We start from the raw sequence: 26,923 nt of genomic DNA on the forward strand, positions 1-26,923 counted from the left end.
CCTCTTGCCAGACCATTCGGGAATACCTCCCGAGACCTCCGGTCCGCGGGCGCCGGCCTCCGGGCGCGCCGTCGGGCCGGAACGCCGCGGCCGACTTCCTCCGGGCGCGCGGAAAAGGCGGAACACCGCCGCCGGGGCGGTGTTCCGCCGGTAGTTCCCACCAGGCCGAGAGGGGCGTCCGCCCCTCTCCCTCCGTTCCTACAGCACCTTCAGCTCGTCGGTCCAGACCTTGGGCGGCGACAGCTCCGCCAGCTTGCGAGCGGCCTGCAGGTAGGCCTGCGCCGCCGGGTGGTCCTCCTTGTCGGCCACGATCGGGTCCCCCACGTCGGAGCCCAGGCGGACGTCGGCGGTCAGCGGGATCTCGGCGATCACCTCGCAGCCCAGGTTGGCCGCGAGCGCCTGCCCGCCGCCCTTGCCGAAGATGAAGTGCTTCTTCTCGCACTGGTCGCAGAGGAAGTAGGCCATGTTCTCGATGACGCCGAGGATGCGCTGGTTGGTCTTGGCCGCCATCGACCCCACCCGGGAGGCCACCTGGGCGGCAGCCGCCTGCGGCGTGGTGACCAGCACCAGGTCGGTGTTGGGCAGCATCTGGGCGACGGAGAGGGCCACGTCGCCGGTGCCCGGCGGGAGGTCGATCAGCAGGTAGTCCAGCTTGCCCCACTGCACGTTCAGCAGGAACTGCTCGATCATCTTGCCGAGCATCGGGCCGCGCCAGATGATGGCCTGGTCCTCGTTCACCAGGCTTCCGGCCGAGATGAACGGGATGTCGTGCGCCCAGACGGGCAGCAGCATCTGGTCGTCCAGTGCCTGCGGCCGGGACATGTTACCCATCATGCGGGGGATCGAGAAGCCGTAGATGTCGGCGTCGATGATGCCGACGCTGTACCCCAGCTTCTTGAGGGCCACGGCCAGGTTGACGGTGGTCGTGGACTTGCCGACGCCGCCCTTGCCCGAGGCGACGCCGATGATGGTCGTCTTGGACGCCAGGGCCATGGTGGACTTCCTGGCCTCGCCGTGGGGCTCGCCGCCGCGGACTTTGGCGGCCACGGCCGCGCGCTCCTCGTCCGTCATGGCGCCGAACTGTACGGTGACCCGCTCGACGCCGGGCACCTTGCCGAGGGCCGCCTCCACATCCTGCTGGAAGCGGTGCTTCAGCGGGCAGCCCGGCACCGTCAGGTTGACGGTCACCGTGACGTGGCCGCCGTCGATCTGAATATCCTTCACCATGTCGAGCTCGACAATGGACTTGTGCAGCTCCGGATCGTTGACGACCTTCAAGGCTTCCAGGACTTGCTCGCGGGTGATGGCCATTCGGTTACCTCTCCTCCCGGGCCCGCGGGGGGCCGTTCATCAAACGTCGCGCTACATACAGCATACCCGGATTGCGCCGATCAAGGGGTGACAGCGGTCACACCTCGACTCAGCCTTTAGACGTGAGGGCGCGGCGCGCAAGTACGGGACCTACGCGCCCTGCTCCAGCCGCCGGTGGAAGAGATCCCACAGCTCCGGCGCAAGCTTCGGCAGGGCGCCCGCGCGGCCGGAGGGACCCAGGAAGGCGTGGGTGGTGCTGCCCTCGCAGCAGAGCCGGCCGTCCTCCGCCCGGGAGATGCGGTAGGCGAAGGTAATGCGGGCGGGCGTCAGCCGCTCCACCCGGGTCTCCACGTCCAGCAGGTCGTCGTACCGGGCGGGGTAAACCCACTTCACCTGCGCCTCGGTGACCGGCACCATCACGCCCCGGCGCTCGAAGTCGACGTAGGGCGCGCCCCACGCCCGCATCAGCTCGTTGCGCCCGACCTCGAACCACACCAGGTAGTTGGCGTGGTAGACGACGCCCATCGCGTCGGTATCGGCGTACCGAACCCGCACCTGCGTCCTGACCACAGGCATGCCCCCTGCTCAAATCATGTCCACTCAAACAGTGTTACCCTTTTTGCTGCCAGTGGTCAAGAAGCGAGACGGGAGGGGGCACCCCCTCCCGCATGTGCTACCTGACGGTCGCCTCGCCCCGGAGCACCAGGCCGTGCGCCACGTCCAGCGTGATGACCGCTCCGTCGGCGATGCGCCTCGTCGCCTCGGCGGCGCCGACGATCACCGGCTTGCCCAGGGAGATGCCGGCCACCGCCGCGTGGGAGGTAAGGCCGCCCTCCTCGGTCACGATGCCCGCCGCCCGCTCCATCGCCGGGACGTAGGCGGCATCGGTGAAGCGGGTGACGAGGATCTCGCCCGGCTGCACCGCATCCAGGTCGTCCTCGGAGAGCACCAGGCGCGCCCGGCCCGTGACCGGCTGGCGGCCGATGCCGGTGCCCTGCGCCAGCACATCCGCCACGGTGTGGACCTTGATCAGGTTGGTGGTGCCCTTGACGCCCAGGGGCAGGCCGGCGGTGATGATGATCAGGTCGCCGTTCTTCACGACGCCGGAGGCCAGGGCGCCCTCCACGGCGCGCTGGGTCAGGTCCTCGGAGCCCACGGCCTCGGGCATGACCACCGGGATGACGCCCCAGACCAGCCGGAGCTGGCGCGCCACCTCCGGCGAGGGGGTGACGGCGATGACAGGGCAGGACGGGCGGTACTTGGAGACCATGCGGGCCGTGAAGCCCGAGGTCGTGGCCGAGACGATGGCGGAGGCGCCCAGGTCGCTGGCGGTGGTCACCGTGGCGTGCGAGATGGCCTCGGTCACGGTGTCGAGCTTGCCGAACCGGCCGCGCCGGGAGAGCATCGCCGAGTGGTCCAGGGCCTCCTCGGTCCGGCGGGCGATGGAGGCCATCACCTTCACCGCCTCCACCGGGTACTGGCCGGCGGCCGACTCGGCGGAGAGCATGATCGCGTCGGTGCCGTCCATGATGGCGTTGGCCACGTCGGAGGCCTCGGCACGGGTCGGGCGGGGCTTGGTGACCATCGACTCCAGCATCTGCGTGGCGGTGATCACGGGCTTGCCCATGGCGTTGGCCCGCTCGATCATCTGCTTCTGCATCAGCGGGACCTCTTCGGTGGGGACCTCCACGCCCAGGTCGCCGCGCGCGACCATCAGGCCGTCGGAGACCTGCAGGATCGCCTCCAGGTTGTCGAAGCCCTCCTGGGACTCGACCTTGGAGATGATCTGCTGGTGGCCCCCCGCCTGCTCGATCACCCGGCGGATGTCGAGCACGTCCTGCGCCTTCCGGATAAAGGAGCCGGCGACGAAGTCGACGCCCATCTCGACGCCGAAGCGGATGTCCTCCTCGTCCTTCTCCGAGAGCGCCGGCAGCGAGACCTTGGTGCCCGGCAGGTTCACCTTCTTGCGGTCGGAGAGCTGGCCGCCCACGATGACCCGGCAGAGGATCTCGGTCGGGCGCACCTCGACGGCCTGGAAGGTCAGGTTGCCGTCGTCCAGGAGGAGGTAGCCGCCCTCGGGCACATCGTTCACGATGCCCGGGTACTGCACCCACACCCGCTCCTGGTTGCCCACGCACTTCTCGGTCGTGAGGGTGAAGAAGTCGCCTTCCCGCAGCAGGATCTTACCGTTTTCAAAGGTACCGATACGAATTTCAGGCCCCTTAAGGTCGATCATGATGCCGACGTCCTTGCCCACCCGGCGCCCAGCCTCGCGGATGTTGGCAATCCGCCGCCGGTGCTCCTCCTGGGTGCCGTGGCTGAAGTTCAGCCGGCAGACGTCGACGCCGGCCTCGATCAGCCGGGTCAGCACCTCAACCCGCTCGCTGGCGGGGCCGATGGTCGCAACAATCTTGGTCTTCCGCAGCATTGTAGCTATATCACCTCGTCGGTTTAGATCGCGAGAACCTCAGCCAGGTCGAGCAGCTCCTCGGGGATCTCCTTGCGCCGGTCCAGCACGCTCGCGAGGGGAGCCGCGACCAGCTCGTTGTCCACCTCGCCCACGAACAGGCCGCCCCGGCCCTCGACCAGCAGCTCGACCGCCCGGGCGCCCATGCGGGAGGCCAGCATCGCGTCGGCGGCGGTGGGCGCCCCGCCCCGCTGGATGTGCCCCAGCACGGTGACGCGCGTGTCGTAGCCGGTCCGCTCGCGGATCTCCCGGCCCACGTCGAATCCGGACCCCACGCCCTCAGCCACGATGATCAGCGAGTGGCGCTTGCCGCGCTCCACGCCCCGCTTCAGGCGGGCGACGACCTCCTCGATGGGCAGCGGCCGCTCGGGGAGCAGGATCGACTCCGCACCGCCCGCCAGGCCGGCCGCCAGGGCAATCCAGCCGGAGTGGCGGCCCATGACCTCCAGCACGAAGGTGCGATCGTGGGAGGTGGCCGTGTCGCGGATCTTGCGGATGGCTTCGAGACAGGTGTTCACCGCCGTATCGAAGCCGATGGTGCGGTCGGTGCCGTAGATGTCGTTGTCGATCGTGCCGGGCACGCCGATGGCCGGCAGCCCGAGCTCGGTCAGGCGGATCGCCCCGCGGAACGAGCCGTCGCCGCCGATTACCACCATGCCGTCGATCCCGGCGGCCCGGGCCTTCTCCACGGCCTCGCGCTGCCCCTCCGGCGTCATGAACCGGTCGCTGCGCGCGGTCTGCAGAACCGTTCCACCGCGATGGATGATGTCGCCGACGGAACTGATGTCCAGGTCAATGAAGTCGCCGGCGATGAGTCCGGCGTAACCATGGCGAACGCCAACCACCTGCACCCCCAGCGAAACGCCCCGCCGCACAACCGCGCGGACGGCGGCGTTCATGCCGGGAGCATCGCCCCCACTGGTCAGAACACCAACCCTGCGAATTCCGGGCAATCTCCTCACCATCCCTGATACGTCTGGCAATCTTGCATCCGCACTACGACTGAGAGTCCCGCACGCGCCCTGCCCGCGGCTGCAGGCTTCCATGCGGGTCAGCGTTCGGCTGAAACCCTCTGCGCCCGGCAACGGTGGCGTTAGTATTCCCTGAGGGTACCGCGCCCGGCCTGCCAGGACGCTGGGTCGATGCGTACTTGCAGGTATTCGGTACGTTGGTGCGGAATTTCCTTCTTGTGTCGGCAACTTTGTTAGGTCTGTCTACAAAAGTCGGTGAGGGCTGTGGCAAGAGGCGGCGCCGGGTGCATCAGCCCCAGCGCCGCCAGCCACGCTACCGGCAAGAGAGGTGTTACCTTATGTCTGACCTGTTGCGACGCATGGAAGAAGCCCGGGCAGCCATCGCCGCGCGGGGCGGCGTGAGCCCGAAGGTCGGGCTCATCCTCGGCTCCGGGCTGGGCGACCTGGCCGACCAGATCGAGGGCGCCGTGCGCATCCCCTACGGTGAGATTCCCCACTTCCCGGTCTCCACCGTGCCGGGACACGCGGGGCAGCTGGTCATCGGCCACCTGGAGGGGCAGCCGGTGGTGGCCATGCAGGGGCGCGTCCACTTCTACGAGGGGTACACGATGGAGCAGGTCACCTTCCCCGTGCGCGTGATGCGCGCCCTGGGCGTGGAGACGCTGATCGTCACCTGCGCTGCCGGCGGCCTCAACCCCGCCTTCTCGGCCGGCGACCTCATGCTGATCGTCGACCACATCAACATGATGGGGCAGGACCCGTTGCGGGGTCCCAACGCGGATGAACTCGGCCCCCGCTTCCCCGCGATGGTGGACGCCTACACCCCGGAGCTCCGCAAGCTGGCGCTTGCGGTGGCGGACGAGCTCGGCGTTGCGCTCCGCCAGGGCGTCTACTCGCCCATCTCCGGCCCGTCGTTCAACACCAGCGCCGAGCTGCGCATGCTGCAGCGGCTGGGCAGCGACGCGGTGGGCATGTCCACCGTTCCCGAGGTCGTGGTGGCCCGGCACATGGGCCTGCGCGTGCTGGGGGTGGCCTGCATCACCGACATGGCGCTGCCGGACGAGCCCATCCACCTCACCCACGAGCAGGTGATGGAGGTCGCCCTGCGCACCAAGCCGCGGTTCCAGAGCCTGATCCGGGGCGTCCTGCGCCGGATGGCGGCCATCTAGCTCGGATCGGCCAGCAGGTGCATGACCCAGGCGCTGTTGCGGATGACGTGCTGCGCCTCCTCGTACTCCGCCTCCAGCTGGCGCAGCTGCGCGTGGACCTCCCCCAGCCAGCGGAGCAGTTCGGCGTAGTGGACCGAATCCGTGGCGGTTGACGTGAGCCGCTGCGACAGGTCGGCCGCCCGTGCCCGGGCGCTGGCCAGCCGCGGCTCCAGTTCCTTCACCTTGGCGATCGCCCGGATGCGCTGGTTGATGAGATCGGTCGGGGTGCCGATGCCCTGCTGGATCGGCGCCCCATCTCTCTGTGTACCCTCAACGGCCCGCGGCGCCGCCTGGGCCTGCGCCTGCAGGTGGGCCGCCTCGTTGTCCCGCAGTGCCCGCCGCGCCCGCTCCGCCACACTCTCGAGCGTCTCGTGAGCCTGGCTCATCTCGATCGCCTCCCCTTCCCTCTCGTTCCCTGTGTTGCTATTATATGGTTTGTTCCATCTTCTGACAAGGGGGCGAATCGCCTGGACTCCCTCCCGCTCCCACAGCCGTTCACCGACCGGATGCGCCGGCTGCTGGGCGACGAGTATGAAGCCTTCGCCGCCACCTACGGCGAGCCGCGCACCCACGGGCTGCGGGTCAACCGGCTGAAGACCGACCCCGCGGCCCTCGCGGCGCGCCTCGGCATGCCGGTCGACCCCGTGCCCTGGACCGCCGACGGCCTCTACTTCCCCGCCAGCCTGCGGCCGGGACGCCACCCCCTCCACGCCGCGGGGCTCTACTACATGCAGGAGCCCAGCGCCATGGCGGTCGCACCGCTGTTGGCGCCGCGGCCGGGCGAGCGGGTGCTCGACCTCGCCGCCGCGCCGGGCGGCAAGACCACCCACCTGGCGGCGCTCATGGAGAACAGGGGCCTGCTGGTGGCCAACGAGGTCCACCCCGCCCGGGCTCGGTCGCTGCTGGAGAACGTGGAGCGCATGGGCATCACGTGCGCGGTGGTGCTGAACGAGCGGCCCGACCGGCTCGCCCGCAGCCTGCCCGGCTTCTTCGACCGCATCCTGGTCGACGCGCCCTGCTCGGGCGAGGGCATGTTCCGCAAGCTGCCCGAGGCCCGCGAATCGTGGCGGCCCGACCTGCCGTCATCCTGCGCCCGGGTGCAGGGACAGATCCTCGACGATGCGGTGGCCATGCTCCGCCCCGGCGGCCTCCTCGTCTACTCGACGTGCACCTTCGCCCCGGAGGAGAACGAGGAGGTGCTGCTGCAGCTGCTCACCCGCCACCCGGAGCTGCGGCTCCTCGACCTGCCCGCGGTTCCCGGGATCGCGCCCGCACGGCCCGACTGGACGTCCGACCCGGACCGCGCCGCCGCCCTGGGGGTCCACCGGGCCGGGCGGCTCTGGCCGCACCGGCTGCGGGGCGAGGGGCACTTCGTCGCGCTGCTGCAGAAGTTGGATGAGGCCGGGTCTCCAGGCGAGGCCGGCCCGTGGGGAACACCCGAGTCCGCGGGCCGGGCTCCGGCCGAGTCGGCGGGACGGACCCCGGCGGAGTCGGCAGGCCGGACCCCGACCGGAAAGGGGCGGATCCGAGCCGGTCGGGCAACGCAGGAGGCACAGGGCTGGGCGCCGGCCAGGCGGGAGGCCCTGGGCGCCTTCGCGGCGTTCTGCCGCGAGGCGCTCTCGCCCGAGGGCGCCGACGCACTGCAGTCGGGGGAGATCGCCCAGCACGGTGATTGGCTCTACCGGCCCCCCGAAGGCAGCGAGGCGCTCGCCGGGCTCCACGTCCTCCGGGCCGGCTTGCAGCTGGGCCTCGCCCGCAAGGGCCGCTTCGAGCCGGCGCACGCCCTGGCGCTGGCGCTCCGGCCGGAACTGGTCCGCCAGACCTGCGACCTCGCCGCCGGCTCGCCCGCGGCCCTGGCCTACCTGCGGGGCGAGACCCTGCCGGCCAGCGATCAGAAGGGCTGGACCCTCGTCACCGTCGACGGGTTCCCGCTGGGCTGGGCGAGGGCGTCAGACGGCGTGCTGAAGAACCACTATCCCAAGGGGCTGCGCTGGCTCTCCTCCCCACCGCCGGCCGGGGACGGGGAGGACTGATCCCCTGCCGTTGCGGCAGGGCTGTCGGCCACGGTGGCGCGTTCTACCCCAGAGCCACGCCGGTTGTGCGGCGTGGCTCATTTTCGCGCGCAACGAGGCAGGCGGCGGCTCACCGGAGTCTCGGGACCGACCGTTTTCGAGTTGCACTCAGCGGCCGAAGTCGAAAACGATCGGTCTCCAGATGCTGCGGGGTGCCTGTCCCATGCCGATTTCCCCGGCACGTTGCCTGGGCTGCGCCAGTGCACAGCCGTAAGCGGGCTTGGCGCCGAGAGTGCGCCGCACTCAGGGGTATCTGGGCGCTCGGGGGAATCCGGGAACCGGTGGTTTTCTCCTTGCACCCAGCGGCCGAAGTCGAAAACCGGCGGCCTCCAGCTGCTGCGGGGCACCTGTCCCATGCCGATTTCCCCGGCACGTTGCCTGGGCTGCGCCAGTGCACAGCCGCAAGCGGGCTCGGCGCCGGCAGTGCACCGCACGCAGAGGTATCCGGGCGCTTGGGGGCATCCGGGAACCGGTGGTTTTCCACTTGCACCCAGCGGCCGGAGTCGAAAACCAGCGGCCTCCGGACGCTGCGGAGCGCCTGGTCTGCGCCCCTCCGTGTTGCTTGCGCTGCGCCAAACGGGGCGACCGCGAGGCGCAACGCCTGCGCACCGCAACGATGCGCTGAGCCCGCAGTACGCCGCGCGCATGGCAGCCCGGGTACCGACGATCTTCGCGTTACCCAGCCAATCGAAGTCAAAATCGAGCCGTCGCGTGCGCTCGTGATCCGCAGGCACGCGAAACGCAGCGGATATGCCTGGGCTGCTCACAGGACACGCATCGGACAAGCATGCCGGTACGCGTTGGGCCGCACGGACGGCCGGATGCGACCCCGGGACAAAACAGGGGCTGTCCCGCAGATTGCTCTGCCGGGACAGCCCGGTTGTGTGCGTATGTGACTACTTCTTTTCCCGCTTGGCGATGCCCATGGTGGTCAACTGCTTGGGCGAGAGGATGTGGTCGACCTCCTCCTCCGTCAGCAGCCCCTTCTCCACGACGATCTCCCGCACCGGCCGGCCGGTGCGCACAGCCTCGCGGGCGACCTCGGCGGCGTTCTTGTACCCGACGATCGGGTTGATGGCGGTGACGAGGCCGACGGAGTTCTCCACCATCTCGCGGCACCGCTCCTTGTTGGCGGTGATCCCGCGCACGCAGCGGTCGGCGAAGAGGCCGACGCAGTTGGCCAGCGAATCCAGGCTGCTGAACAGCGCGTAGGCGAGCACCGGCTCCATGACGTTCAGCTCCAGCTGGCCCGCCTCGGCCGCCAGGGTGATGGTCAGGTCGTTGCCCATCACCAGGAAGCAGGTCTGGTTGAGCACCTCCGCCATGACCGGGTTCACCTTGCCCGGCATGATGGAGGAGCCGGGCTGCATCTCGGGCAGGTTGATCTCCTTCAGGCCGCAGCGGGGACCGGAGGCCATCAGGCGCAGGTCGTTGGCGATCTTCGAGAGCGCCACGGCCAGGGCCTTCAGGGAACCGCTCACCGCCACGAAGCCGTCGAGGGCATGGGTGGCGTCGACCAGGTCGACGGGCTCACGCAGCGGGCGGCCGGTGATCTGGCTCAGGAAGGAGATGACCAACGGCGGATACTTCGGATCCGCGTTCAGGCCGGTGCCCACGGCGGTGGCGCCCATGTTGACCTCGTACAGGCCCTGGACGGAGGTGGCCACGCGCCGGCGGCAGCGCTCCACCGTGGTGGCCCAGGCCTTGAACTCCTGGCCCAGCCGGATGGGAACGGCGTCCTGCAGGTGGGTGCGGCCCATCTTGACGACGTCGTCGAACTCGACGGCCTTGGCCCGCAGCTCCTCCTCCAGCCCGACCAGGCGCTCGATCAGGACGTCGGTCCGGTCCAGGACCGCGAGCCGCAGCGCGGTGGGGAAGGCGTCGTTGGTGGACTGGGCGAAGTTGACGTGGTCGTTGGGCGAGACGATCTTGTAGTCGCCCTTCTGGCCGCCCAGGATCTCGATGGCCCGGTTGGCGATGACCTCGTTGGCGTTCATGTTGGCCGACGTGCCCGCGCCGCCCTGGATCGGGTCGACGGGGAACTGGTCGGCGAACTTCCCGGCGATGATCTCGTCACAGGCCTGCACGATGGCGTTGGTGACATCTGCAGGGAGGTAGCCGAGCTGGTGGTTGGCCTGGGCCGCGGCCTTCTTCACCTGGGCCAGCGCCTTCACCAGCGCGGGGTGGAGCTTCTGTCCCGTGATGCGGAAGTTCTCGAGGGCGCGAGCGGTCTGTACGCCGTAGTAGACGTCAGCCGGAATCTCTTTCTCGCCCAGAAAGTCACGTTCGATGCGGGTTTTCTGCATAGCTTAGTCCTCCTGGTTCGTACAGTGATTGCCTGTTGCACCGCGTTCCAACCTGATGCTAGCACTCTTTTTCACAAGCCACAACCTCGCCGGTATGCCCATATCCGGACACTGTCCATCCCATTCTTAAGCCCCACCGCTCGGCAGGCAGAAGGCACTAGTACAGGCTCTGGAACCATGTCCCTTAGGGCTGGCTGGCGCGCCCGGCGACCGCCAGCGCCTGGTCCAGGTCGGCGATGATGTCCTCCGGGTCCTCGAGGCCGACGGAGAGCCTGATGAGGCCGTCGGTGATGCCGGCCAAGGCCCGCGCCTCGGGCGGAACCACCGCATGGGTCATGGACGCGGGGTGCTGAATCAGCGTGTCGGTGTCGCCCAGCGAGACGGCCACGGTGCAGAGCCGTACGGCGTTGAGCAGCGCACGGCCCGCCGCGATCCCGCCCATCACCTCGAACGACATGATGCCGCCGAAGCCGTCCATCTGACGCCTGGCCAGCTCGTGGTGCGGTGCGGACTCCAGCCCGGGGTAGTAGACCCGCATGACCATGGGGTGCTGCTCGAGGAAGCGGGCGACGCGCAGTGCGTTCTCGCTGTGCCGCTGCATGCGGATGTGGAGCGTCTTCAGCCCCCTGAGCAGCAGCCAGGCGTCGAACGGGGAGATGATGCCCCCGAAGTTCTTCAGCGTCGTGCGGCGGATCTCCGCCATCACCTGCGCCGGGCCGGCGGCCAGTCCGGCCACGACGTCGCCGTGCCCGCCGATGTACTTGGTGGCGCTGTGGATCACGATGTCCGCCCCGTGCTCCAGCGGCCGCTGCAGGAAGGGCGACATAAAAGTATTGTCCACCACGACGGTGATCCCATGCCCGTGCGCGAGGTCGGCCAGCGCGCGAATATCGGCCAGCCGCATCGTGGGGTTGGCCGGGGTCTCAAAGAGCAGCAGTCGCGTATTGGGGCGGATCGCGGCCGCAACCGTTTCGGTGCGGGAAGTGTCAACCGGGGTGGCCTCCACGCCGAACCGGCGCATCACCTCCATCAGAAAGTCGAACGTACACCCGTAGATCGGGCTGCCGAACAGCACGTGGTCGCCGGCGCTGACGAGTGCCGTGACGGTGGAGGCGATGGCCGCCATGCCCGAGCCAAACGCCACGGCGTCCTCCGCACCCTCGAGGTCCGCCAGCTTCTCCTCGAGGGCTGCCACGGTGGGATTGCCCAGCCTGGTGTAGATGTAGCCGGGCTCCTCTCCGGCGAAGCGGGCCGCGCCCTGCTCGGCGCTGGAGAAGGCGAAGGTAGAGGTCTGGTAGATCGGGGTCGCGATGGAACCCGTGGCGGGGTCGGGGCGCTGGCCTGCGTGGACGCATCGGGTCGACAGGCGACCGTGTCGGGTCACTTCCATGGCAAAGCACCTCCGGTTGCATGATGATCCCGTCATCCCATGCCTATGCGGCGGCCCGTTGCGACGCCAGAGGGTGTGCTTAAGATTTCGACATGCGTCAACCGCAACCTGTCGCGACCGTCCCGATCGCGGCGCTGTACAGCGCCACCCTGTTAGCGCGCCGGCGCGTCCCGCCGGCCCGTGGGGACGGTCCGCGTGCCGGCGGCGGGCGGCGGACAGCGAGATGGCCGGAGAGCGGGGAGCCTGGGCTGTCCTCCCGAGAACATCCAGAAATAGCAGAAGAGAGCAACTTCCTGTTGCTCTCTTCAAAATTCTTAATGTAAAATGCTCCTAGCTTCGCTACATGCGCTTGTGGCGAACCGCAAGAGGGCGGGGGCGCTGTTCGGGGTCGCCCCACTCGCAGTGCACCTTCGGCCGTACGACGGTCAGCCGCTGCTGCCGCTCGACGAACAGCCGGGTCAGCTCGGGGTCGAACTGCGTGCCGGCTCCCCTCCGGAGCTCCTCCAGCGCCTGGTCCACGGACAGCGCGGGGGCGTAAGGGCGGGGCGTGATCATCGAGTCGAAGGCGTCACAGATGGCGATCACCCGGGAGACCCAGGGGATGTCCTCACCCTGCAGTCCATCGGGATACCCACGGCCGTCGAACCACTCGTGGTGGTGGCGCACGGCCCCGGCCAGGTCGGCCAGGGCGGGGATCCGGGAGAGGATATCGGCCCCGCGGGCCGCATGCTCACACACCGTCTCGATTTCGGAAGCCGTGAGCCAGCCTTCCTTGGTCAGCAAGGCGTCCGGGATCTCCAGCTTGCCGATGTCGTGCAGCAGCGCGGAGAGCGATACCAGCCGGACCTCCTTGCGGGAGAGCCGCAAGTGCGTGGCGAAGTATTCTGCAATCCGTGACACCCTGCCGAGATGCTGGTACGTGGGCGCATGCTTGGCGGCCATCCGGGCCAGCAGGGGGCGGGCGACCATCGGATGTCGGGAGATGGGTTCGCAGCCGCCCCCTTCTGTGGACGGCGGTTGCACCGCCATAGACGCCCTCCTCAAGTTTAGTGTTAAGATGTTAGCGGAGGCTAGCGACGGGAGTGACAGATTCAGTGCCAAAGCAGCCGATGATGCACGGTGGGGCGGTATAGGCAAGAGCGCTGGAGGCCAGTGTCGCGACCAGAGCCGTCGTGACCACGAGAACGGTGATGAGCCGACGCATCTCGGAATCCCTCCCAGCGAAATGTGGCCCATGGGGCGGGCCTGCAGTGGTTTCATCGTAGAACGAAAGACGTTACAACGTCGTTACCGAGGAGGGGATAAGCCTGAACGCAGAGAGAGAGCTCCCGCTCGCGACGAAGCTCCTCCGGCCCAAGGCCGCGCGGTTCTACCTGCCGCGGCCGCACCTGGCGGAGCTGCTCCGTGAGGGGCTGTCGCGCCGGCTGACCGTGCTCCTGGCCAGCGCCGGGCACGGCAAGACCTCCACGCTGGCCAGCTTCGCCGCCGAGGCTGGGGTGCCCGTGCTCTGGATCCAGCTGGACCCCGCCGACAGCCAGGTGTACACGTTCCTCCGCTACCTGGCGCTGGGGATCCAGCAGGAGCTGGGCGGCGGGAACAGCCTCCTGCGCGCCCTGGAGAACGGCGGCCCGCTGGAGGACCCCGTCCCCCTCCTCCTGGCCGACCTGCAGGCCTGCCCGGGCCACCACATGATCGTGCTGGACGACTTCCACCTGATCGACCGGGAGTCGCCGGTCGTCGGGCTGATCCAGCGGCTGCTGCAGTACCTGGGCGAGCAGACCCACCTGTACGTCTGCTCCCGCACGGCGCTGCCCTTCTCCACCGCCCGGCTCAAGGTCATCCAGGAGGCCGGGGAGATCACGGAGGACGACCTCCGCTTCTCCCGGGAGGAGATCACCGCCTTCCTCTCCGGCCTGACCGGCCAGGACGCGTCGCCGGAGGAGCTGGAGCAGGTGGAGCACCTGACCGAGGGCTGGTCGGCGGCGCTGGTACTGCTGGCCTCCGCGGCGCGGCGGCGCGGGGGCCTCGGCCCGCTGCTCTCGGGCGGGCTTCCCGGCGACCTCTTCGCCTATCTGGCCGAGGAGGTGCTGGGCAGCCTGGACCCCCACATGCAGGCCTTCATGGAGGAGAGTTCCATCCTGGACGTCCTCAGCCCCACCATCTGTGATGAGGTGCTGGAGCGGCAGGACTCGGCGGCGATGCTGAACCAGCTCTCCAGCTCCTCCCTGCTGGTCATCCAGGTGGGGCCGGACGCCTACCGGTACCACCACCTGCTGCAGCGATTCCTGCAGGACCGGCTGCGGGCGCGCGAGTCCGGCGACTTCGCGCGGCTCTGCAAGCAGGCCGGCGACTGGTACGTCCAGCGCGAGGAGCCGGAGGAGGCGGTGAAGCACTACCTGCGGGGCGGCTGGCTCCAGGAGGCGGCGGGCCTGGCGGAGAGCCTGGCCCCGGAGTGGCTGCGCGCCCACCGGCTGGAGCGGCTGCAGACCCTGCTGGCCGAGCTGCCGCAGTCCATCAAGGAGCAGTACCCGTGGATCACCCTCTGCGAGGCGCGCTACCTGCTGCACTCGGGCCAGGGCGACCACGCGGTGGGGATGGCGCGGCTGGCGCTCCGGGCCTTCGGCGAGTACGGCGACCGGCGCGGCCAGTTCCACGCCCACATGCTCCTGGCCGACTGCTTCGCGGTGCGCCAGGAGTTCGCCGCGGGCGAGGCCGAGCTGGCCAAGGCCAAGGAGCTGCTGGAACCCGACTTCCGGCACGAGGAGGCCCTGCTGCTGCTCCGCCGGGCGGGGCTGGCGTACATGGCCGACCGCGACCCCAGCGAGGCGGAGGCCGACCTCCGACGGTCGCTCGCGCTCTACGTCGAACTGGGCGACCTGCTGGGCGAGGCAGCCGTCTCGGACCTGCTGGGCGTCGTGCGGGCGCAGCAGGGCGACTACGGCACGGCCATCCAGCTGCTGGAGCGGACGGTGGAGATCGCCCGCTCGCTGGGCGAGCCCGCGCACGAGGTCGGCATCAACCTCGCGTGGGTCTACCTGGAGGTGGGCCGCTTCGCGGACGTGGTGGCGCTCTGCGAGCCGATCCTCGCCTCCTCCGCCCGCAAGATGCGGCGCCTGTATGCCGGAATGTACTTACTCGTCGCCTACACGCGCCTGGCCGAGTTCGCAAAGGCCGCCGCGCTGGCCTCGACCGTCAACGCCCTGGTAGAGGAGACCGGGTCGGCGGAGGCGAAGACCGCCCTCACCGCGAACCTGGCCTGCCTCTACCGCCTGGCCGGCCAGAGCCAGGCCTCGGTCCCCTTCGCCAACGAGGCGCTGCACCTGGCCCGGGCGGGCGACCTGTCGCACCTCCAGTTCCCGATCCGCACCCATGCGGTCTTGCTACACCTGTTCTACACAGGAAACGCGGGGAAGGCCGCGCAGATCGCCGAGCGCACCCTCGTCCGGCAGGACAAGCAGGCCACCGTGCTGCAGCGCGTGATCCTCACCCTCGCGCTGGCCGTGGCCCGCTTCCGCCTGACCCGCACGGAGTCGCGGCCCGAGGCGGTGCGCATCCTGCAGGACGGCCTCACCGACTGCCAGCGCCGGGGCGCCGAGTTCTTCGTGCTGCACGAGTGGCAGCTGGCGCTGGCCGCCGTGATCTACGGCCTCGCGTACGACGTTCAGGCCGAGTTCTGCCTCAGGCTGATCCGCAAGATGGCCGAGGATCTGCCCCGTCCGGTGCGGCAGGCCGGCATCCCCGTGGCCGATCCGGAGCTGCGCGTGCTGCCGGCGGCATGGCAGGCCCTGCCGGACGACGAGATCCGCGAGACCTTCGCCTCCCTGCTCACGGCCAGCGACCGGAAGCGGGTCGTCACCCTGGCCACCGGCCCCTCGCCGCTCACGATCCAGGTGCTGGGGCCGCTGGCCGTCACCGTGGGCGACACCGCGATCGACGTGCGGGCGCTCAAGCGGCGCAAGAGCGGCCAGTTGCTCACCCTGCTGGTCGCCAACGAGGGGCCCCTGCCCCGGGAGCAGGTGATCGAGCAGCTCTGGCCGGACCTGGACGCCAGCGCGGCCGACACCTCGCTCCGGGTGTCGCTCCACCACCTGCGCCGCCTGCTGGAGCCCCATCTCGGGGGCAAGGCCAAGTCTCGCTACATTCACACGGAAGGCGGGCTCGTGTGGTTCAGCCGGCATCCCGAGGTGCAGATCGACCTGGACCGCTTCCGCGAGGCGCTGCGCCGGGCGGACGAGGCCAGGGAGGCCGGCAACCCCAGGGAGGCGGCCGGCCACCTGGAGGCGGCCTGCCGGCTCTACCAGGGCGACCTGCTGGCCGACGATCCCTACACGCTGAGCGAGCTGCGCGAGCACTGGCGCGCCCGCTACGCCGAAGCGCTGGACTGGTTGGGCGAGTACTACTGGCACGAGGCGGGCGTCCCGAGCCGGGCCATCACCTCCTTCCAGCGCCGCCTGGCCCTCGACGACAGCCACGAGCCCACCCACCAGTCGCTGATCCGGATCTATTTGGAGACCGGCCAGATCGACCGCGCCCGGCAGCAGTACGCCGCGTGCCGGGAGGCGCTGGCCAGCCAGCTGGGCGTCGAGCCGTCGGCGTCGACGGAGGCGCTGCACCAGCTCGCCATCGCAATGGAAAACGAGGGGCAGCCCGGACCGGAGCCGCCCGCCGCCCCCCGCAAACGCAAGTAGAAACCGAGGGGGCAGCCCTGGCCGACGGCCGCCCCCGCGGGTGCATGGAGAAAACGAGGGGGCAGCCCGGTCCGGAGCCGCCGGCCGACCCTGCAAGGCGCAGATGAACCGGATCCCCCGGCGGGACACAGCCGGGGGATCCGCTTTTCGTACGCTGTATGCTCTCCGGGGCACACGGCCCCTCGTCAGCAGCCCGCTCAGGTGAAGCGCGGAGCCGGCGCCGAGGAGGCTGCCGAACCGCCCCCGCCCACGTGGGAGGCGCAGGACGAAACCAGCACGCGGGTGCTGCCCTTGCAGTGCGGGCAGACCACCTCGTCGCGCCGGCTGTAGGCCACCAGCTCCTCGAACCGGTGGCCGCACTGCTCACACTCGAAGCGATAGAACGGCACCCCAAGTCACCTCGCCCAGCTACCTCTGCAAGTACGTCTGCAAGATCCACAGGGCTCCTGCCAGGAGCCACACGATCACACCAGGTCAGACCGGCGGCAGGACACGCCTGCCTTTCCGCGGGGCACCTCAGGCGCCCGTGCTGCAGGTCTCCCCTCGCCTCGCCACCGCTCGTCCACTCCCTCGCTGACCCTATACCCCGTACGGTATAAAGATAGACCGGTCGCCGCGCTCGTGTCAAGTCCCGCCCATGCGCTTCCTCGGCTGGCAGCGAGCCGCCATCATGCCCAGGTATTGATCATGGCCCGGCCAACCCCGCACTTTTACACTTGGAGGTAGCTGCGTATATGAATCGGAGGGTCATGTAGTGGATTCGCTTACCCATATGCTGATGGGCCACGCGCTGGGCGCGCTGGCCACGACCGTGACGCCTGAAGCGGGCCCCGGCGTCTACTGGGCGGCCTTCCTGGGCAACTCGCTTCCAGACCTGGACGTCCCCGTCAGCCTCCTGCTGCGCCGGGGCATCACGCTGCACCGCACATTTACGCACACCCTGGCCGGAGCGGTCGCCCTCACCGCGGGCACCGCACTCGCGCTGCGGGCGCGCTTTCCCGCGTCCAGCCTGCTGCTCCTGGGCCTCTGGACGCTGCTGGGCATCCTCGCACACCTGGCGGTCGACGGCCTGAACCTGTTCGGCGTGCGGCCATTCTGGCCCGTCAGCGACCGCCGCCTGGAAGTGGGCGTGCTGCACATCACCGACCCCGTCCTCCTGCTCATGCTGGGGCTTCCGGCGCTGGGCGCGGCCGCCGGCTGGAACCCCGTCTCCTGGGTGGGCAGCTCCTTCCTCGTCATGTGGGCGTACGTGCTGACCCGCATCCGCGCCGCCAACCGGCTGATCAGGGAGCTGCTGGACGAGGGAGCCCGGCGGGCCCGCATCGTGCCCTGGTACAGCTCGTGGCGCTACATCGCCGAGACCGACTACGGCGTCGAGTTCGGCCGCTGGCACCGGGGCGAGCGCATCGTGCTGGAGACCTTCCCCCGCTGGGAGGACCCGCGCATCGCCGCCTCGCTCTCCGACCCCCGTGTCAGCCAGTTCCTGTGCGAGGCCGAGTATCCCGTCGCCCGGGTGGAGGCGCACGAGGTGGTCTGGAGCGACGCCCTCCGCCGCCTGCGGGCCGACTTCCGGCCGCTGCGCATCCCGGTGGAGTCGTGAGATCAGCATCCTGGCGGGCCGCTGAGCCGCCCCTCTGAGCCCCTCTGCCTGGGGACGGAGGGGCGTTCTTCTTGTCCGAGCGATTCCTCCGCCTGACGGAAGTCGATTCCTGTCGGGAATGGTACGACCATGCTCGGCCCCTTCGGGGTTCGCGTATCGGTGAAGCAGCCGACGCACACGTCGTGAGGAGGGTGAACATAACCATGCGCAGGAACCCGAAGCTCGGTGCTGCGCTCCTCGGCCTGCTCCTGTTCCTCCCCGCCTGTACCGGCCGCCCCGCAGCGGACCCGGCCGCCGCCACCCCGCCACCTGCCCGGAAGGCAGGGGCCGTCGAGATTCTCAACGTCTCCTACGACCCCACCCGCGAGTTCTACGAGGAGTTCAACGCCGCCTTCGCCCGGCACTACGAGGCCGAAACCGGCCGCAAGGTCACGGTGAAGCAGTCCCACGGCGGCTCGGGCAAGCAGGCCCGCTCCGTGATCGACGGGCTGGAGGCCGACGTGGTCACGCTGGCCCTGGCGTACGACATCGATGCGCTGGCCGAAGCGGGGCTGATCCCGGAGGACTGGCAGGCCAGGCTGCCCCAGAACAGCGCCCCGTACACGTCCACCATCGTCTTCCTGGTGCGCAAGGGGAACCCCATGGACATCAGGGACTGGGATGACCTTGCCCGCCCGGGCGTCTCGGTGATCACGCCGAACCCGAAGACTTCGGGGGGCGCCCGGTGGAACTACCTGGCGGCGTGGGGGTATGCGCTCCGGCAGTACGGCGGCGACGAGGCCGCGGCCCGGGAGTTCGTGGCGCAGATCTTCCGGAACGTCCCGGTGCTGGACTCGGGGGCCCGGGGCGCCACCATCACCTTCGTGGAGCGCGGCATCGGCGACGTGCTGATCTCGTGGGAGAACGAGGCCTTCCTCGCCCTGAACGAGCTGGGAGGTGACCAGTTCGAGATCGTGGTCCCCTCGCTCTCCATCCTGGCGGAGCCGCCGGTGACGGTGGTGGACCGGGTGGTCGACAAGCGGGGCACGCGCGACGTGGCCCAGGCATACCTTGAGTACCTCTACAGCGAGGAGGGTCAGGAGCTGGCCGCCCGCCACTACTACCGCCCGCGGATGGAGGAGATCGCCCGGAAGTACGCCTCGCGGTTCCCGGACATCGAGCTCTTCACCATCGAGGAGGTTTTCGGCGGGTGGAAGGAGGCGCAGCGGATCCACTTCGCCGACGGCGGCGTCTTCGACCAGCTCTACCAACCCCGCTGAACTGCGGAAGGAGCGGTTGCGGTGCGGCGGAACGATCGTTCCATTCTGCCGGGGTTCGGCCTCTCCCTGGGCTTTACCGTGGTCTACCTCAGCCTGCTGGTGCTGATCCCCCTGTCGACGCTGGTGCTGAAGAGCGCCAGCCTGACTTGGCAGCAGTTCTGGGCCGAGATCACGTCCCCCAGGGTGCTGGCGGCCTACCGGCTCAGCTTCATCGCCTCGGGCTCCGCGGCGTTCATCAACGCCATCTTCGGGCTGGTGGTGGCCTGGGTGCTCACCCGCTACCGGTTCCCGGGCCGGGCGGTCATCGACGGCCTGGTCGATCTGCCCTTCGCCCTGCCCACCGCCGTGGGCGGCGTGGCGCTGACGGCGCTCTACGCGCCCAACGGATGGATCGGCCAACTCCTGGGCCGGATGGGCGTGAAGGCCGCCTTCACCCCGCTCGGGATCGTGATCGCGCTGACCTTCATCGGCCTGCCCTTCGTCGTGCGGACCGTGCAGCCCGTCCTGCAGGCCGTGAGCGGCGAGACGGAGGAGGCAGCGGCCACCCTTGGCGCCTCCCGGTGGGCGACGTTCACCCGGGTGATCCTGCCCTCCATCCTGCCGGCGCTCCTCACCGGCTTCGCCCTGGCCTTTGCGCGCGGGCTGGGCGAATATGGCTCGGTGGTCTTCATATCCGGCAACATGCCCATGAAGACCGAGATCGCCCCGCTCCTGATCATGACCAAGCTGGAGCAGTTCGACTACGCCGGGGCTACGGCCATCGCGGTGGGGATGCTGGTGCTCTCGTTTGCGCTCCTCCTGGCTATCAACGCCATACAATGGTCCAGCCACCGGGGTGCCGGCGATGCGTGAGTCAGCCCATGCCGAGCCCGCGCTGGTGCGCTGGATCCTGATCGCCACAGCCCTGTTCTTCCTGGCCTTGTTCCTCATCGCACCGGTCGTCGTGGTGTTCGTGGAGGCGTTCCAGAAGGGGTGGGCTGGCTACGTGTCAGCCATCCGTGACCCCGACGCCCTGGCCGCGCTGCGCCTCACGCTCACGGTCACCGCCATCGTGGTGCCGGTGAACCTCGTCGCCGGTCTCTCGGCCGCCTGGGCCCTCACCAGGTTCCGGTTTCCCGGAAAGAGCCTGCTGATCGCCCTGATCGACCTGCCCTTCGCCGTCTCTCCGGTGGTGACCGGCCTGATGTTCGTGCTCCTCTTCGGCTCCCATGGGGTGCTGGGACCGTGGCTGGCCGAACGGGGCCTCAAGGTGATCTTCGCCACCCCGGGCATCGTGCTGGCCACACTCTTCGTCACCCTCCCCATCATCGCGCGGGAGCTGATCCCGCTGATGCAGGTGCAGGGGGCCGACGAGGAGGAAGCGGCCCTCTCCCTCGGGGCCAACGCGTGGCAGACGTTCTGGCGGGTCACCCTGCCCAAGCTGCGGTGGGGCCTGCTCTACGGCGTGGTGCTCTGCAGCGCCCGGTCCATGGGGGAGTTCGGCGCGGTGTCGGTGGTGTCGGGGCACATCCGGGGCCGCACCAACACCCTTCCGCTCCACGTCGAGATTCTCTACAACGAGTACGACTTCACCGGCGCCTTCGCCGTTGCCTCGCTGCTGACCCTGCTGGCCCTCGTCACGCTGGTTGCGAAGGGTGTGGTGGAGTGGCGCTCGGAGAGACCAAATCCTGAGCGGAGAGAGGGAAAATGAGCATTCAGGTTCGTCACCTGATGAAGCGGTTCGGTGACTTCGCCGCCCTGCGGGATGTGAGTCTCGACATACCCGACGGCAAACTGGTCGCCCTGCTGGGCCCGTCCGGTTCAGGCAAGACCACCCTGCTGCGCATCATTGCAGGGCTGGAGCAGCAGGACGAGGGTGTGGTGCTGTTCGACGGCAAGAACTATACCTACCGCAACTTCCGGGAACGCAGGGTGGGCTTCGTCTTCCAGCACTACGCGCTGTTCTACCACACCACCGTGTTCGAGAACGTGGCGTTCGGCCTCCGGGTCAAGCCCAGGGCACAGCGGCCGTCGGAGGCCGAGATCCGCAGAAGGGTGCAGGACCTGCTGCAGCTCGTCCATCTCGAGGGCATGGCGGATCGGTACCCGTCGCAGCTCTCAGGCGGCCAGCGACAGCGGGTGGCGCTGGCCCGGGCGCTGGCCATCGAGCCCAAGGTCCTGCTCCTGGATGAGCCCTTCGGCGCCCTCGACGCCAAGGTGCGCGAGGAGCTGCGGCGCTGGCTGCGGCGGCTCCACGACGAGCTGCACATCACCACGGTACTCGTCACCCACGACCAGGATGAGGCGCTGGAGGTGGCCGACCAGATCGTGGTGATGAACCAGGGGCGCGTGGAGCAGATCGGCACGCCCGAGGAGGTCTACGAGCACCCGGTCAACCCCTTCGTCTGCCAGTTCCTGGGCGGCACCAACGTCCTGCCCGGCCGCCTCGACCGGGGTCGGATGCGCATCGGCCCCCTGGAGGTGGAGGTCCCCGGGCACCAGGATGTGCGGGACACCCCGGCGCTGGGCTACGTCCGGCCTCACGAGCTGGTGGTGCACAGGGATGCCGTCGGCGAGGGCGGCGGACTGCCCATGCTCGTGAAGAACATCCACGTGATCGGCCCCCTGGTGCGCGTGGAGCTGGGCCGGACCGACACCGGCGAGTCGATCGAGGCGGAGCTGGCGAAGGACCGGTTCCGGGAGCTGGGGCTCACCGTGGGCGAGAGCGTGTTCGTGACGCCGCGCCGGCTGCGGGTGTTCCTGGGCGACGCCGAGGTCGGCCTGGCTCATTAGGAAAAGGAGGCCCGGTGGCAGTCCACCGGGCCTCCTCATGTGCGTGTACGCAAGCGACTAGGCGACTGAGATCACCTGGTAGCCCTCGTCCTCGATGGCCGCCTTGACCGCCTCGAGGTCCACGTTCCCGTCGAACCGGGCCTCCCCGACCTTCACCTCGAGGTTCTCGATGCCCGGGATGGCAGACAGCGCCCGCTTGACGCCCATCACGCAGTGGTTGCAGCTCATGCCCGCGATCTTGACGGTGGTCATCCTGAAACTCACGCTCCTCCTCGCCGGTGGTACACGTACCCCCTGCAGTTTCGCAAGCCTTGATGTACCCCTACGGGGTACGGGTTCACAGATCCATCGTAAACCCTCGCACCGCAAACCGTCAATACCTGATCCAGGCCGCGGCGCACCGCGGCATCAGCCGGCGGTGAGCCGCTCCTTCGTCCAGCTGGTCAGCACCCGGCAGCCCGTCTCGGTGACGACCACGTCGTCCTCGATGCGCACGCCGCCCACGCCGGGCAGGTAGACGCCGGGCTCGATGGTGACCACGTTGCCCGGCCGCAGGCGCTTCGGGTTTCCAGCCACCACGTAGGGCTCCTCGTGGATCTCGAGCCCGAGCCCGTGGCCGGTGCGGTGGATGAAGTACTCGCCGTAGCCCGCCTCCTCGATCACGCGCCGGGCCGCGCGGTCCACGTCGCCCAGGGCGACGCCCGGCTTCACCGCGGCGATGGCCGCGCGGTTGGCCGCCAGCACCACGTCGTAGACCCGGGCCAGCTCCTCCGGCCACTCGCCGCAGCAGACGGTGCGGGTGATGTCGGAGCGGTATCCCCGGTACAGCGCCCCGAAGTCCATCAGGACCACCTGACCGCGCTCCAGCACGCGGTCGCCGGTCTCGCCGTGGGGCAGGGCGGAGGCCGGGCCGAAGAGCACGTGGGTCGGGAAGGCGACCCCCTCTGCCCCGGCGGCGGCCATGGCGTCCTCGAGCGTGCGGGCGAGCTCCCGCTCGGTGATGCCGGGACGGATGGCCTTCATCGCCACGTCCAGCGCCGGTCCCAGGAGGTCGGCTGCCCTCTGGATCCGCGCGACCTCGTCGTCGCCCTTGCACTCCCGCAGGTCAGACAGCACCGGGCTCAGGTCGGCCACCGAGCCCAGGAGGGCGCCGGGCGCCAGTCCGAGGGCGCCGGCCACCCGCACCAGCTGGCCGACGGGGAACGCCTCCTGCTCCAGCGCGAGCGCGCCGCCGCCCGCGCCGGCCTCCCGCAGCAGCCCGGCGAGCCGGGCGAAGGGATCCTCGCCGTCGCTCCAGGTGACCAGCCGCAGGGCGGTCGCCGCGCGGGCGCTCTCCTCCTCCAGCGCCGGCAGCAGCAGCACGGGGTCGCCGTCGGCGGGGACGAGCAGCCCCGAGAACCGCTTGCTGGGGTTGGACCAGCCGGTCAGGTAGCGCATGCTGGTAGGGTGCGTCACCAGCCCGGCCGCCATGCCGAGCCGGCGCAGCGCCGCGCGTATCGCCCCGAACCGGGCGTTGCTCTCGTTCACGGTCGTTGCCTCCTTCGCACATTTGCGTCCAGGACTGCTTCTGCCCCGGCGGCGGCTCCTCCTCCCAGTTTACACTCGTTGACCGTTCGCTATCGGCATGCTTACACTGAGTGGGCAAGGAGGATGCCAGACTCATGACGGATCTCCCCGTTCGCATGCTTGCACTGGACATGGACGGAACGCTGCTCCGCTCAGACGAGACGATCTCCCCGCGGAACCAGGCGGCCGTGGCCGCCTGCCTCGAGCGGGACATTGCGGTCGTGCTGGCCACGGGACGCTTCTACCCGGGCGTCACGCCGTACCTGAACTGCTGGCCCGGCAGCCCGATATGGGTCGCCGCCTGCAACGGGGCGCTGCTCTACGCCCCCGGGGAGGACGAGCCCTTCAGCACCCGGGTCGTGGACCCGTCCCTGGCGCGCGCGGTGGTCGCCTGGGCCGGCGCGCAGGGCGTCTACGTGAAGGTCTACGTCGACGACCTGGTCCTGGTCAACAGGATGACGGAGGAGACCCGGGCCTTTATGCGGCGGTACGGGCCGCGGGTCCGGGTGGAGCGGGATCTCGCGGCCGCGCTGCAGCGGGGAGCCGCCAAGATCCTCCTCTTCGCCGACGTGAACGAGATCCCGGCGCTGGAACGGGAGGTGTGTGCGCGCTGGGGCGCCGGGCTGGAGGTGACGGGCTCGGAACCCTACGTGCTGGAGCTGACGGCCCCCGGCGCCACGAAGGGCGACGCGCTCCGAACCCTGGCGGAGCGGCTGGGGATCGACCGCAGACAGGTGGCCGCCATCGGCAATGAGCGCAACGACCTGTCGATGATCCTCTGGGCGGGCCGCGGGGCCACGGTGCAGAATGCGAACGCGGCGGTGCGGGAGGTGGCGCCGCGGGTGGTCGGCCACCACGACGCGGACGGCGTGGCCGAGTTCATTGAATCCTTCCTGGCCCCGCCCGGGGCGGTGTAGGCGAGGCGGCGCAGCCTGTCCGGCTGCGCCGCCTTCCCATTCCGCTGCCTATTCCGGCTCCTCGGCTCCGGATCCCGGCTCCCCGCCGGCCTCGCCGCCGCCGAGGGATGCGATCGACTGCGCCAGGCCGGCCGAGACCTGCTGCAGCCGCCCGGCCATCTCCCGCAGCGCGGTCTGCGCCTCGACCACCTTCTCCATCTGGTTGCGGATGTCGCTCACCATGGCCGAGACCTCGCTGATCCCGCTCGAGATGGCCTCGACCGATTCCAGCGCCCGCTCCGTGGAAGCCGCCATCTCCTCGGACGAGGCGGTGTTCTCCTCCACCACCGCGGCCACGTTCTGCATGGCCCCGGCGATGTGGCGGACGCGCGCGGCGGTGGGCTCCAGCGTCTCGCGGACGATCTGGTCCACCGCGGCCGCCGAGGTCTGGCTGGCGGCGAGGATCTGGTCCAGGCTCTCCCGGGCCTGGCCGCCCGAGGCCACGCCGTCCTGCGCCAGGGCGCGGGTCTCGCGCATGGCGCTGACCGTCTGCTCGATCAGGCTGAGCGTCGTGCCGATCAGCTGGCCGATCTCCTGGGTGGACTGGGCCGAGCGCTCCGCCAGCCGGCGGACCTCGCTGGCGACCACCGCGAAGCCCCGCCCGTGCTCGCCCGCCCTGGCCGCCTCGATGGCGGCGTTCAGGGCCAGCAGGTTGGTCTGCTCCGCGATCTCGGAGATGGTGGAGGAGATCTCGTTGATCGAGCGGGAGTGCTGGCCCAGCCGCTCCACCAGCGCAACGGCCCGCTCGGCGTTCTCGGCGATCCGCTGCACCCCCTCCAAGGTGGCCCGCAGAGCCTCGTCGCCCTCCCGGACGAGCCGGAACGTCTGCTCCGCCGCCTGCCGGGCCGCCTCGCCCTGCGCCAGGCTCGCGGCGCCGGCGCGGTCGATCTCGTCGACCATCGCCATCATCCGGTCGATGTGGCTGGACTGCTCCTGTGCGCCGCGGGCGATGCCCTCGGCGGCCTGGCTCAGGTCGGCCATGCCCCGTCCGACCTCGGTGGACTGCTGCTGCAGGTCGCCGGCCACAGCCGCGCCCGCATCCGTGCGGGCCGCCACGTCAGCCGCGAGCCCGGCCGTCCGGTCGGCGGAGGAGAGGAGCGACGCGCTCAGCGCAGCGACCTCGCGGGCGGCCCCGGCCACGTGGGCCGTGGCCTGCCGCACGCGCGCCAGCAGCCCGTTGAGGCTGTCCGCCATCCTGCCCACCTCGTCGCGCGCGGGGGCCGTGAAGGTCGTGGACAGGTCGCCGGCATCCAGCGCCGCGGAGAACTGCAGCAGCGGCCGGCTGATGGTCCGCCTGGCCAGCCACCAGGGCAGCAGCGCGCCGATCAGCAGCGCGGCAACCCCGATGGTGATGCCGGCGCCGGTGGCCAACTGGAATGCGCCCGCCACCTGCTCGAAGTGCTCCTCCGGAATGCCCACATAGGCGCTGGCGATCACCTGGCCGCTGAAATCGGTGATGGGCGTGTAGATGGTCTTCTGCCAGTGGTCCACCACCACCGCCCTGCCCTGGTAGGCCTCACCCCTCCTGATGTGCTCCATCACCGCGTCGGAGAAGATCGTACCCACCGCCCGCTCCACCGACCCCTGCCGGCGGACGTTGGTGGTGATGCGGATGCCGTCCAGCGCGATGGTGGCGGTGAGCGGCGTGCCGTCCGGAGACCGCCGCTGCACCTCGTCGACGATGGCGGGGTCGTTGTTCAGGATGTCGGCGAGCACCACGGCCCCGACGATGCGGCCGTCCGCCCCCCGGACGGGTGCCGCCGCGGCCAGGGCCAGCGCGTCGCCCAGCACCGTTCCGGTCAGCTCGTGGTGCGCCCCGGGCGTCTCGATGACGTTGACGGGCACCTGCTGCCGCACCACCGCCCGCTCCGGCTGCAGGTCCGCCGCCGCCACCCGGACCGCGGAGGTAATGGTCATGCCGTCCTTCAGGACCGCCTCGACCATGCCGCCGTACGACACCCTGTCGCCGGGCTGCGCGCCGTAACGGTACCGCACCCGCCCGGTGGCGTCTACCACCAGGAGCACGTCCGCCTGGCCCGTCATCGCCTTGCCGAACTGCTCCAGCGCGGCGGTGGAGGCGCTCGCCCCGGTCGCGACGCCGGCCACCTCGCCGCCGGCGAGCAGAGCGCTCGCGGCCGACCGGAGCGACTCGAGCCGGCCCTCGATCGCGGAGTGGTGGACCTGAATCGCAAGCTGCAGGGTGGTGTTCGCCTGGCGGTCGATATCGCGCGTCACGGCGTCCCGCAGGTAGGCGCTGGTCCCCACCAGGCCGATCGCGGGCAGGGCAACCGCCAGCAGCGTGATCAACACCACTCGGAGGGCGAGCGAGCTGCGGCGAACTAGACCGACTTGCATGG

General features: G+C 69.9%; 21 protein-coding genes. 9 read left to right on the forward strand and 12 right to left on the reverse strand.

What is annotated here, in order from left to right:
- Positions 1 to 198 precede the first annotated feature (198 nt).
- From J2Z79_RS05675 to pfkA, 4 genes are all read right to left on the reverse strand, one after another.
- Positions 199 to 1,311 carry an Mrp/NBP35 family ATP-binding protein gene (locus J2Z79_RS05675; protein WP_209465903.1) on the reverse strand — a complete coding sequence of 371 codons (1,113 nt, stop codon included), beginning with the start codon at positions 1,309 to 1,311 and terminating at the stop codon, positions 199 to 201.
- Between the two features lie 150 nt (positions 1,312 to 1,461).
- The gene (locus tag J2Z79_RS05680) at positions 1,462 to 1,881 is read right to left on the reverse strand and encodes an acyl-CoA thioesterase (protein ID WP_209465904.1); all 420 of its coding nucleotides are present in this window, start codon (positions 1,879 to 1,881) and stop codon (positions 1,462 to 1,464) included.
- 103 nt (positions 1,882 to 1,984) lie between these two features.
- The gene (gene pyk / locus J2Z79_RS05685) at positions 1,985 to 3,739 is read right to left on the reverse strand and encodes a pyruvate kinase (RefSeq protein ID WP_245302271.1); all 1,755 of its coding nucleotides are present in this window, start codon (positions 3,737 to 3,739) and stop codon (positions 1,985 to 1,987) included.
- A gap of 23 nt (positions 3,740 to 3,762) precedes the next feature.
- Positions 3,763 to 4,722 carry a 6-phosphofructokinase gene (pfkA, locus tag J2Z79_RS05690; RefSeq protein WP_209466000.1) on the reverse strand — a complete coding sequence of 320 codons (960 nt, stop codon included), beginning with the start codon at positions 4,720 to 4,722 and terminating at the stop codon, positions 3,763 to 3,765.
- Positions 4,723 to 5,087: 365 nt separating this feature from the next.
- Between pfkA and J2Z79_RS05695 the strand changes: the two genes are divergently transcribed.
- Positions 5,088 to 5,918, forward strand: a complete 831-nt coding sequence (locus tag J2Z79_RS05695) for a purine-nucleoside phosphorylase (RefSeq protein ID WP_209465905.1) — start codon at positions 5,088 to 5,090, stop codon at positions 5,916 to 5,918.
- On the opposite strand, the gene J2Z79_RS05700 is transcribed toward J2Z79_RS05695, so the two are convergent.
- A complete protein-coding gene (locus J2Z79_RS05700) occupies positions 5,915 to 6,343 on the reverse strand; it encodes a hypothetical protein (RefSeq protein WP_209465906.1) in 429 nt (142 codons plus the stop codon). The genes J2Z79_RS05695 and J2Z79_RS05700 overlap by 4 nt on opposite strands.
- Between J2Z79_RS05700 and J2Z79_RS05705 the strand changes: the two genes are divergently transcribed.
- Positions 6,329 to 7,990 carry an RsmB/NOP family class I SAM-dependent RNA methyltransferase gene (locus J2Z79_RS05705; RefSeq protein ID WP_425353533.1) on the forward strand — a complete coding sequence of 554 codons (1,662 nt, stop codon included), beginning with the start codon at positions 6,329 to 6,331 and terminating at the stop codon, positions 7,988 to 7,990. The genes J2Z79_RS05700 and J2Z79_RS05705 overlap by 15 nt on opposite strands.
- Positions 7,991 to 8,925: 935 nt before the next feature.
- Here the strand turns inward: J2Z79_RS05705 and aspA are convergent.
- The 3 genes from aspA to J2Z79_RS05720 form a co-directional block, all read right to left on the reverse strand.
- The gene (gene aspA, locus J2Z79_RS05710) at positions 8,926 to 10,335 is read right to left on the reverse strand and encodes an aspartate ammonia-lyase (RefSeq protein WP_209465908.1); all 1,410 of its coding nucleotides are present in this window, start codon (positions 10,333 to 10,335) and stop codon (positions 8,926 to 8,928) included.
- Between the two features lie 184 nt (positions 10,336 to 10,519).
- Positions 10,520 to 11,725: a methionine gamma-lyase gene (gene megL / locus J2Z79_RS05715; protein WP_209465909.1), complete on the reverse strand. Its 1,206-nt coding sequence runs from the start codon at positions 11,723 to 11,725 to the stop codon at positions 10,520 to 10,522.
- 339 nt (positions 11,726 to 12,064) lie between these two features.
- On the reverse strand, positions 12,065 to 12,754 hold the full coding sequence (locus J2Z79_RS05720) for an HD-GYP domain-containing protein (protein ID WP_209465910.1): 690 nt from the start codon (positions 12,752 to 12,754) through the stop codon (positions 12,065 to 12,067).
- A 401-nt stretch (positions 12,755 to 13,155) separates the two neighbouring features.
- Here J2Z79_RS05720 and J2Z79_RS05725 point away from each other — a divergent pair, with 401 nt between their 5' ends.
- Positions 13,156 to 16,413: a winged helix-turn-helix domain-containing protein gene (locus tag J2Z79_RS05725; protein WP_209465911.1), complete on the forward strand. Its 3,258-nt coding sequence runs from the start codon at positions 13,156 to 13,158 to the stop codon at positions 16,411 to 16,413.
- A 197-nt stretch (positions 16,414 to 16,610) separates the two neighbouring features.
- On the opposite strand, the gene J2Z79_RS05730 is transcribed toward J2Z79_RS05725, so the two are convergent.
- The gene (locus tag J2Z79_RS05730; RefSeq protein ID WP_209465912.1) at positions 16,611 to 16,802 is read right to left on the reverse strand and encodes an FmdB family zinc ribbon protein; all 192 of its coding nucleotides are present in this window, start codon (positions 16,800 to 16,802) and stop codon (positions 16,611 to 16,613) included.
- 365 nt (positions 16,803 to 17,167) lie between these two features.
- Here J2Z79_RS05730 and J2Z79_RS05735 point away from each other — a divergent pair, with 365 nt between their 5' ends.
- The 5 genes from J2Z79_RS05735 to J2Z79_RS05755 all read left to right on the forward strand — a co-directional run bounded on the left by J2Z79_RS05735 (position 17,168) and on the right by J2Z79_RS05755 (position 22,044).
- Complete coding sequence (locus J2Z79_RS05735; RefSeq protein ID WP_209465913.1) at positions 17,168 to 18,013, forward strand: metal-dependent hydrolase; 846 nt, start codon at positions 17,168 to 17,170, stop codon at positions 18,011 to 18,013.
- Positions 18,014 to 18,216: 203 nt separating this feature from the next.
- Complete coding sequence (locus tag J2Z79_RS05740) at positions 18,217 to 19,272, forward strand: sulfate ABC transporter substrate-binding protein (RefSeq protein WP_209465914.1); 1,056 nt, start codon at positions 18,217 to 18,219, stop codon at positions 19,270 to 19,272.
- A 21-nt stretch (positions 19,273 to 19,293) separates the two neighbouring features.
- Positions 19,294 to 20,124 (forward strand): sulfate ABC transporter permease subunit CysT, encoded by an 831-nt coding sequence (gene cysT, locus J2Z79_RS05745; protein ID WP_209465915.1) that lies wholly within the window; start codon positions 19,294 to 19,296, stop codon positions 20,122 to 20,124.
- Complete coding sequence (gene cysW / locus J2Z79_RS05750) at positions 20,117 to 20,962, forward strand: sulfate ABC transporter permease subunit CysW (RefSeq protein ID WP_209465916.1); 846 nt, start codon at positions 20,117 to 20,119, stop codon at positions 20,960 to 20,962. Before cysT ends, cysW begins: the two co-directional genes overlap by 8 nt.
- A complete protein-coding gene (locus J2Z79_RS05755; protein WP_209465917.1) occupies positions 20,959 to 22,044 on the forward strand; it encodes a sulfate/molybdate ABC transporter ATP-binding protein in 1,086 nt (361 codons plus the stop codon). The genes cysW and J2Z79_RS05755 overlap by 4 nt, the downstream gene beginning before the upstream one ends.
- A gap of 57 nt (positions 22,045 to 22,101) precedes the next feature.
- On the opposite strand, the gene J2Z79_RS05760 is transcribed toward J2Z79_RS05755, so the two are convergent.
- Positions 22,102 to 22,308, reverse strand: coding sequence for a heavy-metal-associated domain-containing protein (locus J2Z79_RS05760; protein ID WP_342589425.1), 207 nt, complete (start codon positions 22,306 to 22,308; stop codon positions 22,102 to 22,104).
- Between the two features lie 144 nt (positions 22,309 to 22,452).
- On the reverse strand, positions 22,453 to 23,571 hold the full coding sequence (locus J2Z79_RS19110) for a M24 family metallopeptidase (protein WP_209465918.1): 1,119 nt from the start codon (positions 23,569 to 23,571) through the stop codon (positions 22,453 to 22,455).
- A 134-nt stretch (positions 23,572 to 23,705) separates the two neighbouring features.
- On the opposite strand from J2Z79_RS19110, the gene J2Z79_RS05770 reads away from it, so the two are divergent.
- Positions 23,706 to 24,527 carry an HAD family hydrolase gene (locus tag J2Z79_RS05770; protein ID WP_209465919.1) on the forward strand — a complete coding sequence of 274 codons (822 nt, stop codon included), beginning with the start codon at positions 23,706 to 23,708 and terminating at the stop codon, positions 24,525 to 24,527.
- A gap of 48 nt (positions 24,528 to 24,575) precedes the next feature.
- Here the strand turns inward: J2Z79_RS05770 and J2Z79_RS05775 are convergent, their stop codons facing one another.
- A complete protein-coding gene (locus J2Z79_RS05775) occupies positions 24,576 to 26,921 on the reverse strand; it encodes a methyl-accepting chemotaxis protein (protein WP_209465920.1) in 2,346 nt (781 codons plus the stop codon).
- Positions 26,922 to 26,923 lie beyond the last annotated feature (2 nt).

The sequence above is a fragment of the Symbiobacterium terraclitae genome, from assembly GCF_017874315.1.
Classification (GTDB): Bacteria; Bacillota; Sulfobacillia; order Symbiobacteriales; family Symbiobacteriaceae; genus Symbiobacterium; species Symbiobacterium terraclitae.